14 protein-coding genes and 2 pseudogenes are annotated in these 12,506 nt (G+C 65.9%); 13 read left to right on the forward strand and 3 right to left on the reverse strand.

The features are described 5' to 3' along the window. Nucleotides 1-14: 14 nt before the first annotated feature. From RS901_RS11890 to RS901_RS11900, 3 genes and pseudogenes are all read left to right on the forward strand, one after another. Nucleotides 15-257 (forward strand): hypothetical protein, encoded by a 243-nt coding sequence (locus tag RS901_RS11890; protein ID WP_316148966.1) that lies wholly within the window; start codon nucleotides 15-17, stop codon nucleotides 255-257. A 91-nt stretch (nucleotides 258-348) separates the two neighbouring features. Next, complete coding sequence (locus tag RS901_RS11895; protein WP_316148967.1) at nucleotides 349-837, forward strand: low molecular weight protein-tyrosine-phosphatase; 489 nt, start codon at nucleotides 349-351, stop codon at nucleotides 835-837. Between the two features lie 87 nt (nucleotides 838-924). After that, a pseudogene (locus tag RS901_RS11900) lies at nucleotides 925-1,689 on the forward strand (site-specific recombinase); the annotation flags it as partial. Between the two features lie 13 nt (nucleotides 1,690-1,702). On the opposite strand, the gene RS901_RS11905 reads toward RS901_RS11900, so the two are convergent. After that, the gene (locus RS901_RS11905) at nucleotides 1,703-2,728 is read right to left on the reverse strand and encodes an IS1595 family transposase (RefSeq protein ID WP_316148968.1); all 1,026 of its coding nucleotides are present in this window, start codon (nucleotides 2,726-2,728) and stop codon (nucleotides 1,703-1,705) included. Nucleotides 2,729-2,796: 68 nt separating this feature from the next. Between RS901_RS11905 and RS901_RS11910 the strand changes: the two are divergent. From RS901_RS11910 to iscX, 10 genes and pseudogenes are all read left to right on the forward strand, one after another. Next, a pseudogene (locus RS901_RS11910) lies at nucleotides 2,797-4,140 on the forward strand (site-specific recombinase); the annotation flags it as partial. A 106-nt stretch (nucleotides 4,141-4,246) separates the two neighbouring features. Next, nucleotides 4,247-4,801 carry a Fe-S cluster assembly transcriptional regulator IscR gene (iscR, locus tag RS901_RS11915; protein ID WP_114134615.1) on the forward strand — a complete coding sequence of 185 codons (555 nt, stop codon included), beginning with the start codon at nucleotides 4,247-4,249 and terminating at the stop codon, nucleotides 4,799-4,801. A gap of 55 nt (nucleotides 4,802-4,856) precedes the next feature. Continuing rightward, on the forward strand, nucleotides 4,857-6,080 hold the full coding sequence (locus tag RS901_RS11920) for an IscS subfamily cysteine desulfurase (protein WP_316153480.1): 1,224 nt from the start codon (nucleotides 4,857-4,859) through the stop codon (nucleotides 6,078-6,080). A gap of 66 nt (nucleotides 6,081-6,146) precedes the next feature. Continuing rightward, nucleotides 6,147-6,545 (forward strand): Fe-S cluster assembly scaffold IscU, encoded by a 399-nt coding sequence (gene iscU / locus RS901_RS11925; RefSeq protein WP_010809025.1) that lies wholly within the window; start codon nucleotides 6,147-6,149, stop codon nucleotides 6,543-6,545. A gap of 43 nt (nucleotides 6,546-6,588) precedes the next feature. Continuing rightward, nucleotides 6,589-6,909 (forward strand): iron-sulfur cluster assembly protein IscA, encoded by a 321-nt coding sequence (iscA, locus tag RS901_RS11930; protein WP_010809024.1) that lies wholly within the window; start codon nucleotides 6,589-6,591, stop codon nucleotides 6,907-6,909. A gap of 24 nt (nucleotides 6,910-6,933) precedes the next feature. Further along, nucleotides 6,934-7,155 (forward strand): DUF3565 domain-containing protein, encoded by a 222-nt coding sequence (locus RS901_RS11935; protein WP_316148972.1) that lies wholly within the window; start codon nucleotides 6,934-6,936, stop codon nucleotides 7,153-7,155. 63 nt (nucleotides 7,156-7,218) lie between these two features. After that, nucleotides 7,219-7,737, forward strand: coding sequence for a Fe-S protein assembly co-chaperone HscB (hscB, locus tag RS901_RS11940; RefSeq protein WP_316148973.1), 519 nt, complete (start codon nucleotides 7,219-7,221; stop codon nucleotides 7,735-7,737). Between the two features lie 107 nt (nucleotides 7,738-7,844). Beyond that, nucleotides 7,845-9,710, forward strand: coding sequence for a Fe-S protein assembly chaperone HscA (gene hscA, locus RS901_RS11945; RefSeq protein WP_316148974.1), 1,866 nt, complete (start codon nucleotides 7,845-7,847; stop codon nucleotides 9,708-9,710). A gap of 40 nt (nucleotides 9,711-9,750) precedes the next feature. Continuing rightward, nucleotides 9,751-10,089 carry an ISC system 2Fe-2S type ferredoxin gene (fdx, locus tag RS901_RS11950; RefSeq protein WP_013956120.1) on the forward strand — a complete coding sequence of 113 codons (339 nt, stop codon included), beginning with the start codon at nucleotides 9,751-9,753 and terminating at the stop codon, nucleotides 10,087-10,089. Between the two features lie 33 nt (nucleotides 10,090-10,122). After that, a complete protein-coding gene (gene iscX, locus RS901_RS11955; RefSeq protein ID WP_013956121.1) occupies nucleotides 10,123-10,317 on the forward strand; it encodes a Fe-S cluster assembly protein IscX in 195 nt (64 codons plus the stop codon). 43 nt (nucleotides 10,318-10,360) lie between these two features. Here iscX and RS901_RS11960 read toward each other — a convergent pair whose 3' ends face one another. Further along, entirely contained in the window at nucleotides 10,361-11,380 is a 1,020-nt protein-coding gene (locus RS901_RS11960) for a hypothetical protein (RefSeq protein WP_316148975.1), read from the reverse strand. A gap of 129 nt (nucleotides 11,381-11,509) precedes the next feature. Beyond that, a complete protein-coding gene (locus tag RS901_RS11965; RefSeq protein ID WP_316148976.1) occupies nucleotides 11,510-12,250 on the reverse strand; it encodes a glycine zipper 2TM domain-containing protein in 741 nt (246 codons plus the stop codon). Between the last annotated feature and the right edge of the window lie 256 nt (nucleotides 12,251-12,506).

A 12,506-nucleotide genomic window follows, 5' to 3' on the forward strand; every position in this document is an offset into this window, starting at 1 on the left:
CGTGGAGAACCACAATGACCGAAATCGGCGAATGGAAGAAGAAGGTCTATGAAACCCACGAAGTGCAGGTCCAGGTCAGGCAGCGCTCACAGAGCGAATGGTCCTACACCGTGCGCGTCTGCCGCCCCGGCACCAATATCCGCGCCGCCGGCACGCTGACTGAGGCCTCGCGCATCACCGAGCACTACAAATCGCGCGAAGCCGCGGAAGTGGCCGGGTTTGCGCACGGCGAGCGGCTGGCCAAGCAACTGGCCTGAAGGGCTGCGGGTAGAATTGCGGGCTGTCCGGCCGGCGGCCCTGCCGAGGGCCGGTGCGCCTGCCGTTCCACTCCCGCCAAGCCGTGATCCAATGAAGACATACGCCATCCTGATGTGTTGCATGGGAAACATCTGCCGTTCCCCGACGGCGGAGGGCGTGCTGCGCGCCAAGCTGGCTGCGGCCGGGCTGGCCGCGCTGGTGGAGCTGGATTCGGCAGGCACGCATGAATACCACCTCGGCCGCGCGCCCGATCCCCGTACCCAGCGCCATGCGCTGCAGCGCGGCTATGACCTGTCCGCGCTGCGCGCGCGCAAGGTCGGCCTGCCTGACTTCGACCGCTTCGACCTGATCCTGGCGATGGACCGCGAGAACCTGGCCGGCCTGGCGCGGCTGCGCCCCGATGCCGGCGACAAGCTGCGCCTGCTGATGAGCTTCGCCACCCGCCACGACGCCGACGAAGTGCCGGACCCGTACTACGGCGAAGGCGATGGCTTCGAGCGCGTGCTCGACTACATCGAAGATGCCTGCGACGGCCTGGTGGCCGAGCTGCGCCAGCGCCTGCAAGGCAGCGCCGGCTGATCCGGGCGCCCGTTCCGTCGTCTTTTCTGCGGCCCGCGCCGCGACGCCACGAGCGCCGCGGCCGGCGGCCCGATCCCACGAGAATCCATGCTTCGCAAACTGTTCCGCAAATGGCGCGAATCGCGCAATGCCAGCCTGCAGCTCGACGCCATCCTGGCCGCGGCCGATCCTGAGGCGCCGCTGGCCGAGCGCAACGGCTGGCTGATCGAACTGGGCTTCTGGATCCGCCGCGATGGCGGGCTGGGCGCAGATGCTGGCAGCCAGGATCCTGGCGCGGACCGCCGCCACCCCGAGCATGTGCGGCTGCGCTACCTGCTGCAGGTGCTGGAGCGGCATCCCGACTGGGCCGAACGTTTTGCCCTGACGGTACGCAGTCTGGTGCGCGAGAACGACCCCACCGGCCTGTTCTGCGATACCGGCGTGGCCCTGCACCCGGGCTTCGTCAGCGAGATGGTGGGACGGCTGCAGGACCGCTTCCTGCCGCCGCCGCCCAACCGCAGCGACATGGCGGGGCTGTTTGCGCTGGTGTTCGTCGGGGATGAGGACGCGGAGTGGGTCGAGGCTGTCGACGATGAAATGCTGGCGCGGCTGGCGCGCGTGCTGCAGGCCGGCGGCCCCGAGGGCGAAGCGGCGGGCATGGCGCACTATCGCGATGCGCTGGGCCAGACGCTGGCCACCAGCATCGCGGTGCTGGTCAGCCAGGTGCGCGCCACCGGCCTGAGCCAGGCGATCCGTTCGCGCCTGGCCGGGCGCGTGGAAGAGACGCCGTTCTTCCGCCTGGACGAGGCCATCCAGGCCTTGCGTGAAGATGGCCTGCGCCATGACGACAACAGCTTCGGCCATCGCCTGAACCGTGCTTATCCGGTTAGCTCCCAGACCTACTAGATGTAGTGGGTAGCGATTTTTTGGCATAGAGCTCGGCATAGGTCGGCGCGGTGACGTCACCAGCGATGCCGAGCAGGGAGCGAAACGCGTTGAAGGGATAGAAACGGCGGTTGAAGCGGAAGGTGAATTCGTTGAGATAGGCTTGTAGGTGCTGCGGGCTGACACCGTGATGACTGCCGCGCAGCCAGGTCTTGAGATTGGAGAACACAAGGTGAATGATCGGCAGGAGGGTTTCGGCCACTTGCATGTCACCACGCTGCGCGATGGCGATATGGCCATAGCCGCGCTCGCCCAGCTTGGCATAACCGCTCCAGTCGTCGGTGATGATGGTTGCGCCGGATGCAACGGTACGCTCGATGAATCCGTCCAGCGACCGGGCACTTCGGTCAGGAACCAGAGCGAGCCGAACTCGTCCGGCATACCGTGCGCTCTTGCGTTTGTTGCGGCTGCCGGCAAGCTTGCGTTGCCGAACCTCGACAGCGCCGGCCACAAGAACCATGTCGTGCACGCCCCTGCCTTTGCCGCGAGTACGCCCACCGACGTAGGTCTCATCGGCCTCGACGTGTTCCTCAGGCTTGCCGCCGATCCGATCCTGGTCGGGGCGCACCATGCCGGCGCGCAACTTGTGGAGTATCTGGAAGGCGGTCTCGTAACGCGACAGGCCAAGTTGGCGCTGGAACTGAACGGCCGACATGCCAGGCGTCTGACTGGCGACCAGATACGCCGCCCAGAACCAAACCGACAGCGGTGTGTGCGTGCGCTCCATGACGGTGCCAGCGGTGAGGCTCGTGTCGCGTGTGCAATGGCGACAACGGAAAACGCCGGGGCGATTGGCAAAGCGGTACGGCTCATCAAGCAAGCCACAGTGGCCACAAATGAACCCATCGCTCCATCGAGCGCGCTCAAGGTAGGCCATGCATGCCGCTTCGTCTGGAAACATCTGCTGAAACTCCGGCAGCGAGCCCGGAAACGGCAGATCGCTTCGGTCAAGCACGTCAATAACCATGGTTGCCCCGGGTAGGCACAGATGACCAACATACTATCGGTAGGGGGCTTGGGAGACAACCGGATAAGCACGGCCTGAACTATTTCCGCGCGCTGCTGGACGGCTGCCATGCCGCGATCCGCCATGTGTATGAGGACCTGGAGGAAAACGGCGTATCGATCGAGGTGGTGTTCCAGATCGAGCGCATGAAGGTGCAGCTCAGCCGCATCGAGCTGCTGCTGGCGGCCTGGGTCGAACCCCACCGGCCCGGCATGCATGCGCACCTGGTGGCGGAACTGATCCGATCCACCCAGGCCCGGCGCAGCCTCTCGCATCTGGCCGGTACCTCGTTCGCGCAGCTGGCGCGCAAGGTGGTGGAGCGCTCGGCCGAGACCGGCGAGCACTACATCACGCGCGACCGCAAGGAATACGCCGAACTGGTGCGCGCCGCGGCCGGCGGCGGCCTGGTCTCGGTCGCCACGGTGTACCTGAAGTTCCTGATCTACGGCCTGCACCTGGACAAGTTCAGTGAGGGGTTGCTGGCCTCGCTCAACTACGCCGGCAGCTTCCTGGCCATCCACTTTGCGCACTTCACGCTGGCGACCAAGCAGCCGGCCATGACCGGGCCGGCGCTGGCGCACCGGCTGGACGGGGCAGGGCGGCCGGAAGGGCGCGAGATATTCGTCGACGACACCATCGCCATGATCCGCTCCAATGCGGCGGCGATTGTCGGCAACCTGGCGGTGGTGTTCCCGGTGGCGCTGGGGATCCAGTGGCTTGCGCACAAGCTGCTGGGCGCCAACCTGATCACGCCGGCCAAGGCGATTGCCACCATCGAATCGTTCTCGATCCTGGGCCCGACGCCGCTCTATGCCGCCTTCACCGGCGTGCTGCTGTGGTTGTCCAGCCTGATTGCCGGCTGGGCCGACAACTGGTTTGCGCTGCACCGCGTGCATGACGTGATGGCCTACAACCGGCGCCTGGGCTACGTGCTGGGTGCGCGCGGCGCCACCCGGCTGGCGGATTTCTGGAAGCGCAACCTGTCGGGTATCGTCGCCAATGTGTCGCTGGGCTTGCTGCTGGGGCTGGGGCCGGAAATCCTGAGCTTCTTCGGGCCGCATATGGAAGTGCGCCATGTGACACTGTCGACCGGCTCGGTCGGCGCGGCCATCGGCGTGCTGGGGCTGGATGCGCTGCGCATGCCGTCGCTGTGGCTGGCGGTGGCGGGCATTGCGCTGATGGGGATGCTGAACGTGGCGGTGAGCTTCGCGCTGGCGTTCAATATGGCGCTGCGGTCACGCAACCTGCGGCGCGTGGACCGCGCCGAGCTGAGCGCGGCCGTGCGGCGGCGCATCCTGACGCAGCCGCTGTCGCTGGTGATGCCGCCGCGCGTGGCAGGCCCGGAGACGGCCGCAGGCGGGCGCGAAGCGTGATGGGGACGTGGTGCGGTGCGGCAGGGGTAGTTGACTGAATTAGTCGGGTACCTTTATACTTGACGGAAACGATCAAGTATTGGCATCACCCCCAGAGCCCTGCACCATGAGACTGACCACCAAAGGCCGCTTCGCGGTCACTGCGATGATCGACCTGGCCATGCGCCAGGACCAGGGACCGGTCACGCTCGCCGGCATCAGCCAGCGGCAAAAGATCTCGTTGTCCTACCTGGAACAGCTGTTTGGCAAGCTGCGCCGGCACGAGATCGTTGAAAGCGTGCGCGGCCCGGGCGGCGGCTACAGTCTGGCGCGCAAGGCCGAGGACGTCACCGTGGCGGACATCATCATCGCCGTGGATGAGCCCCTGGATGCCACCCAATGCGGCGGCAAGGGCAATTGTAACGGAGATGACGGCTCCGGGCGCTGCATGACCCACGAACTGTGGGCCACGCTGAACCAGAAGATGGTCGAGTACCTCGACTCCGTTTCCCTCAAGAACCTGGTGGACCAGCAGCGCGAGCGCCAGCCCGCGGCCGTACTGCACGACATGCGCGAAGACGCCGCGCAGCCGGCGGCAGCGGTGCGCGGCAAGGCCGACAAGCAGGAAAAGCCGGTCCGGGCCAGAATGGTGAATTCAGTTTTCAGCCTGGCGCAGTCCTGAGCGCGCCCAGGCAACGACAGCAAAACAGCGATCAGCGGTCCCTAACAAGGCAGTCATAACGATGAGCACCCCACATTTCCCCATCTACATGGATTACTCGGCCACCACGCCGGTGGACCCGCGCGTGGCGGACAAGATGATTCCGTACCTGCGCGAGCAGTTCGGCAACCCCGCCTCGCGCAGCCATGCGTACGGCTGGGAAGCAGAGCGCGCGGTGGAAGAAGCGCGTGAGCAGGTGGCCGCACTGGTCGGCGCCGACCCGCGCGAAATCGTGTGGACGTCGGGCGCGACCGAATCGAACAACCTGGCGATCAAGGGTGCCGCGAACTTCTATTCGGGCAAGGGCAAGCATCTCATCACCCTGAAGACCGAGCACAAGGCCGTGCTCGACACCACGCGTGAGCTGGAGCGCCAGGGCTTTGAAGTGACCTACCTGGACGTGAAGGAAAACGGTCTGCTCGACATGGAAGTGTTCAAGCAGGCACTGCGCCCGGACACGATTCTGGTCTCGGTGATGCTGGTCAACAACGAGATCGGCGTGATCCAGGACGTCGAGCAGATCGGCGAGATCTGCCGCGAGAAGGGCATCATCTTCCATTGCGACGCCGCGCAGGCGACCGGCAAGGTGGCAATCGACCTGAACAAGCTGAAGTGCGACCTGATGTCGTTCTCGGCCCACAAGACCTACGGCCCCAAGGGCATCGGCGCGCTGTACGTGCGCCGCAAGCCGCGCGTGCGCATCGAGGCGCAGATGCACGGCGGCGGCCATGAGCGCGGCATGCGCTCGGGCACGCTGGCCACGCACCAGATCGTCGGCATGGGCGAAGCCTTCCGCATCGCCCGTGAAGAGATGGCGACCGAGAACGAACGCATCCGCATGCTGCGTGACCGCCTGTGGAATGGCCTGTCGGACATGGAAGAGGTCTACCTGAACGGTGACCTGGAACACCGCGTGCCGCACAACCTGAATGTCAGCTTCAACTTCGTCGAAGGCGAGTCGCTGATCATGGCGATCAAGGACGTGGCGGTGTCGTCGGGCTCGGCCTGCACCTCGGCCTCGCTGGAACCGTCGTATGTGCTGCGCGCGCTGGGCCGCAACGACGAACTGGCCCACAGCTCGATCCGCTTCACGGTGGGCCGCTTCACCACCGAGCAGGAGATCGATTACACCATCGAACTGCTCAAGAGCAAGATCGGCAAGCTGCGCGACCTGTCGCCGCTGTGGGAGATGTTCAAGGACGGCGTCGACCTGAATTCGATCCAGTGGGCCGCGCACTGAGCGCCCGCCGAAACCGGTAGAAATAGCAGCAATACCCCCGCAAAAGATACGCAAGAGGTAAGCAAAATGTCATATAGCACCAAGGTTCTCGACCACTATGAAAACCCCCGCAACGTCGGTTCGTTCGACAAGAACGACGATGCGGTCGGCACCGGCATGGTCGGCGCCCCGGCTTGCGGCGACGTGATGAAGCTGCAGATCAAGGTCAATGAGGCTGGCGTGATCGAAGACGCCAAGTTCAAGACCTACGGCTGCGGCTCGGCCATTGCCTCGTCCTCGCTCGTGACCGAGTGGGTCAAGGGCAAGACCGTGGATCAGGCGCTGGAGATCAAGAACACCCAGATCGCCGAAGAACTGGCGCTGCCGCCGGTGAAGATCCACTGCTCGATCCTGGCCGAAGACGCGATCAAGGCTGCCGTCGAAGACTACAAGAAGAAGCACGGCGCCGAGCAGAAGGCTGCCTGATTCTGTCGCACTGACCACGGCATCGACGAAGGAAGACGCAACGATGATCACCATGACCGAGAAGGCGGCCAAGCATGTGGCCCGCTACCTGGAACGCCGCGGCAAGGGCGTGGGCCTGCGCCTGGGCGTGAAGACCACCGGCTGCTCGGGCCTGGCCTACAAGCTGGAATACGTGGACGAGCTGCTGCCGGAAGACGCGGTGTTCGAATCGCACGGCATCAAGGTCATCGTCGACGCCAAGAGCCTGCCGTATATCGACGGCACCGAACTCGACTACGCACGTGAAGGGTTGAACGAAGGTTTCCGCTTCAACAACCCCAATGTCAAGGACGAGTGCGGCTGCGGCGAGTCCTTCACGGTCTGAGCACGCCAGCGCAAGCAAGCCCCGGTGGAGCGCAGCATCGTCGGGTTCCGCCGGGACGAGGAAGGCCACTGGGTGGCCGAACTCAAATGCGGGCACGGCCAGCATATGCGGCACGACCCACCATGGCAGTCGCGGCCATGGACGCAAAGCGAGCAGGGCCGCGCCGGCATGATCGGCATGCGGGTGAACTGCCTGAAGTGCGACCGCAACGAACCGCCGGCCGAGTGGGCACGCAAGCCCGCCTGAGCGGCACCGTGGCGGCAATGGACAAAGGGGCGGCGCGGCCGCTCCTTTTTCTTGGGGAAGCAGTTGAAAGACGATTTTTTTGCGCTGTTCGGCTTGCCGGCGCAGTACGGTGTCGACGAGGCCGCGCTGGATGCGGCGTACCGCACCGTGCAGTCGCAGGCACATCCGGACCGCTTTGCCAAGGCGGGCGACGCCGAGCGTCGCGTGGCCATGCAGTGGGCCGCGCATGCCAATGAAGCCTACCGTACGCTGCGGCAGCCGTTGCGGCGCGCGACCTACTTGCTGAAGCTGCGCGGCGTCGATGTGCAGGCCGAGAACAACACCGCCATGACGCCGGCCTTCCTGATGCAGCAGATGGAATGGCGCGAGGCGCTGCAGGAAGCGGCGGAAGAGCGCGCAGTGGACCGGCTCGATGCGCTGCTGCGCGAGCTGCGCCAGGAAAAGCGCGAGCGCCACGAAACACTGGGAGCGCTGCTGGATGCCGGCGACAACGAGGCGGCCGGCGGCGCGGTGCGGCAACTGATGTTTATCGAGAAGATCGAACACGATACCAGCGAGGCCATCGACCGGCTGGAAGACTGACCGGCACGTTTGCCGGGGCCGTGACACAATGGCGCCCGGCGTGAAAACCGCCCCCATGCCGCCCGCATGGCGGTTTCCCCTGCCGCACAAGACAGCAAAGAAATACCATGGCACTGCTCCAGATTTCCGAACCCGGCATGTCGCCGGCGCCCCACCAACGCCGCCTGGCCGTCGGCATCGACCTTGGCACCACCAATTCGCTGGTGGCCGCGGTGCGCAGCAGCATTCCTGAAGTGCTGGGCGACGAACGCGGCCGCGCGCTGCTGCCGTCGGTCGTGCGCTACCTGCCGGACCGTACCGCCCATATCGGCTACCGGGCCCAGGAAGAAGCGGTGCGCGACCCCAAGAACACCATCGTCTCGGTCAAGCGCTTCATGGGCCGCGGCCTGCGCGACGTGGCCAATATCGAGCACAGCCCGTATGACTTTGTCGATGCGCCGGGCATGCTGCAGATCAAGACCGCCGCCGGCGTGAAGAGCCCGGTGGAGATCTCGGCCGAGATCCTGGCCACGCTGCGCCAGCGCGCTGAAGACACGCTGGGCGACGACCTGGTCGGCGCCGTCATTACGGTGCCGGCTTACTTCGACGAGGCCCAGCGCCAGGCGACCAAGGACTCCGCGCGCCTGGCCGGCCTGGAAGTGCTGCGCCTGCTCAATGAGCCCACCGCCGCGGCCATTGCCTACGGCCTGGACAATGCCTCGGAAGGCATCTACGCGGTCTATGACCTGGGCGGCGGTACCTTCGATATCTCGGTGCTCAAGCTGACCCAGGGCGTGTTCGAAGTGATGGCCACGGGCGGTGACTCGGCACTCGGCGGCGACGATTTCGACCAGCGCGTGCTGTGCTGGATCGTCGAGCAGGCCGGCCTGCAGCCGCTGTCGGCGCAGGACATGCGCCTGCTGATGGTGCGTGCGCGTGCCGCCAAGGAAGCGCTGTCGGAAGCGGACAGCACCGTGATCGATGCCGTACTCGATTCCGGCGAGATCGTCCACCTGACGCTGACCGACGAGACCTTCGAACAGATCACCGCGCATCTCGTGCAGAAAACGTTGGCGCCGGTGCGCAAGTCGCTGCGCGATGCCGGCGTGGCCACCGACGAGGTCAAGGGCGTGGTGCTGGTCGGCGGCGCCACGCGCATGCCGTCGATCCGCAAGGCCGTGGGCGACTACTTCGGCCAGACCCCGCTGACCAACCTGGACCCGGACCGGGTGGTGGCGCTGGGCGCCGCGATGCAGGCCAACCTGCTGGCCGGCAACCATGCCCCGGGCGAAGACTGGCTGCTGCTCGATGTGATCCCGCTGTCGCTGGGCGTCGAGACCATGGGCGGCCTGGTCGAGAAGATCATCCCGCGCAACAGCACCATCCCGGTGGCGCGCGCGCAGGAATTCACCACCTTCAAGGATGGCCAGACCGCGATGGCGATCCACGTGCTGCAGGGCGAGCGCGAGCTGGCCAGCGACTGCCGCTCGCTGGCGCGCTTCGAGCTGCGCGGCATCCCGCCTATGGTGGCGGGCGCGGCGCGCATCCGCGTGACCTACCAGGTCGATGCCGACGGGCTGCTATCGGTGACCGCGCGCGAGACGCACTCGGGCGTGGAGGCTTCGGTCACGGTCAAGCCGTCGTACGGCCTGGCCGACGACGATATCGCGCGCATGCTGCAGGACAGCTTCCGCGAGGCCGAGCACGACATGAAGAGCCGCGCGCTGGCCGAAGAGCGGGTGGAAGCCGACCGGCTGGTCGAAGCCACGCAGCGCGCGCTGGAAACCGATGGCGACCTGTTGTCGGCCGATGAGCGCACTGCGGTGGAAGCGCTGATGGCGACGGTGCGCGAGATCGCCACCGGTGAAGACCACCACGCCATCCACGCCGCAGTGGAAAAGCTGTCGCACGGCACCGACGAATTCGCCGCCCGCCGCATGGACCGCTCGATCAAGAGCGCGCTGGCGGGGCGCAAGGTGCAGGAGCTGGGCTGATCACCACGCCTGCACCGCATTACAGATACCAGGACACGAGATGCCACAGATCATAGTTTTGCCCCACGTCGAATACTGCCCGGATGGGACGGTGATTGAAGCCGAGACGGGTGTCAGCGTCTGCGATGCGCTGCTCTCGCACGGCATCGCGATCGAGCATGCGTGCGAGAAATCGTGCGCCTGCACCACCTGCCACGTGATCGTGCGCGAGGGTTTCAACTCGCTCAACGAGGCCGAAGAGAAGGAAGAAGACCTGCTCGACAAGGCCTGGGGGCTGGAGCCGAATTCGCGGCTGTCGTGCCAGGCCATCGTCGATGAGGAAGACCTGACCATCGAGATCCCGAAGTACACCATCAACCACGCCAAGGAAGGCCACTGAGCGGCCCGGCAGACCTCAGCGGAGAATAACCCCATGAAGTGGACCGATACCTACGACATCGCGGCAGCCCTGTACGACAAGTATCCCGATGTGGATCCCATGTCGGTGCGATTCACCGACCTGCGCCGCTGGGTGCTGGAGCTGGATGGCTTTGCCGATGTGCCGGAGCGTTCCGGCGAGAAGATCCTGGAAGCGATCCAGGCTGCCTGGATCGAAGAATCCCAATAAGCAAGAACGCACTGAAACAGGCCGGCTCCGCCGGCCTGTTTGCTTAGAAGCGGTAGCCGACGCCCGCCAGGATCACGTCGGTATCGCGGTCGTAGCCGGTCACGGTGCGGTTCCATGTCAGCCGCGTCAGCCAGTGGTCGCCGAGCCGGTAGCTGGCCGACATCGACATCAGGCCGGACCAGCGCGACGGCGGGCTGGCCGCGCTCAACCCTTTCTGGCTCAGGTCGATAGCGTAGTACGGGCCCACGCCGACCCCGAGTGTCAGTTTGTCGTGGAAGAACGCGCGCGCGAGCCAGGCTTGCGCGGCCACGCCGTTGCGGCGCAGCGCCGCGTTTTCTCCTTCGTTGATGTAGCTGATGGTGCCGTCCACGTATTGCCACAGCCCGCGCCGGTATTCCACCGCTTTGGCGAAGGAAGTCTGTGAACTGAAGCTGTTGACGATGGTTCCGCCAAGGAACACCGTCAGCTCATTCTGCGTGACATTGTCGGTCCGGCCCGGCGGCGGCACCACCGGCCCGCCGCGGTCACCGCGATCGAGCTGGTAGCCGACGCCCACCAGCAGCGTGTTGGTCTTGATGCTAGACGGCGTCTGCGTCCGGTTGTAGCGCGCCTGCAGCATCCAGGGGCCGCCATTCACGTACCAGGTTGCCGCGGCGCTCAGCAGCGCCCCCCAGCCGTGCTGGTTGTCATAGGTGCCGTCCGGCCGCGGGTCGGTGGTATCGAAATAGCGGTAAGGGCCGGCGCCGAGGGCCAGCGTCAGCCTGCGGTCCAGGGCCAGGTAGCGCCACCACAGCTGGACGCTGTGGCCGTCGCGGTGATGGTTGGTGACATGGCCTTCATTCAGGTAGGTGAAGGTCGCGTACCAGTTCTCGCCGAGGTTGTGCTGGTAGGAGTAGGCGTAGCCGTAGCTGCGCTCGCCGAGGGATTCCGTCGACTGGAGGCCGCCGAGCAGCAGCAATTCCTGCCCGTGCGCCGCGTGGTGTGACAGCGCCAGCAGCAGCGCGCCGGCCAGTGGGAGAAGCCGTTGCCAGATCCTGCAGGTGTTGTGGGGGGCTGGCTGCATGGTATGGACTCCGGTTCACCGGGAGGTGGCGCCCAAGAATCATAGCAAAGCGGCCATGAAAAAGGCCGGCGACAAGCCGGCCTTGGTTTGCAACGGCACAATCAATGCGCCGGCGCGTGCTGTGGGAGGTCACCCGGTCACCAGCGCACCATTCTCCAGGTGCACGCGCTGGCCCACCTGCACGCCAGGGTTCTGCTCGTAAGTGAAGCTGCGATGGCTGCCATCGTCCATGCGTACGCGGACTTCGTAATGCGTATCCTTGCTGACCGCCTTCTCGATCTGGTTGCCGGCTACGCCGCCGCCCACGGCACCTACCACGGTGCCGACGATGCGGCCGTTGCCCTTGCCGACCTGGTTGCCCAGCAGCCCGCCCACCACGGCGCCGCCGAGCGCGCCCAGGCCGCTGGTGTTGGGCTTCTGGGTCTGGATCGGCGTCACGGAGACGATATGGCCGGCGTAGGGGCTGCCCTTGGCTGCCTGGCGCTCGGTGTCGGCGCGCTGGCTGGCGCGCGGCTCGCTGTCGCGCTGCGCGGCCTGGCGTGCCGGGGCGGTGCGCGGTGCGGCTTGCGACGAACGGGCAGCGTCCTGATTGGCCGGGCGCGGCTGGCCGTCGTCGTAGACCGGTGGGCGCGTGGTGCTGCCCGGCGGGGGCGCGGTTTCCGCGGTGACTGGCAGCGGACCCTGCGGACCTTGTTGCGTTTGCAGGTCGGGGTTGGCCTTGCTGATCGGCAGCACGCCGGTCACGGCGGCGACAGCGGTCAGGCTGGCGATCACCACGGCCACGGCCGCCGCGCCGATCAGTGGATGCAGCCGGCGTTGCGGCGGCAGCGGGGCAGGGGTGTGGTCTGGCGAGGTGGCTTGGCTCTGCATTGTGGCTCCGGTGCGGCGAAGGCCGCGATGGGATGGAACCAGTGTGGCCGAAGCGGGTGCCATTTTCCGTTTGTTTTTGTAAATATATGTAGTTGGGAAAATCCTTTCGATTCAATGGGTTGCGGTTATTCCGCCGATGCGGTTGCGGACCGGGCTGTAACAATCGAGGCGCTGGTGTGCCTTTCGCTACCCAAAGAAAAACCCCACCGCAGGCGGTGGGGTTCATGGCTTCTGCAGTGGGGCGTCCGGCCGGACG

Origin of the sequence: Cupriavidus sp. BIC8F (assembly GCF_032465815.1) — a bacterium.
Lineage (GTDB): Bacteria > Pseudomonadota > Gammaproteobacteria > Burkholderiales > Burkholderiaceae > Cupriavidus > Cupriavidus necator.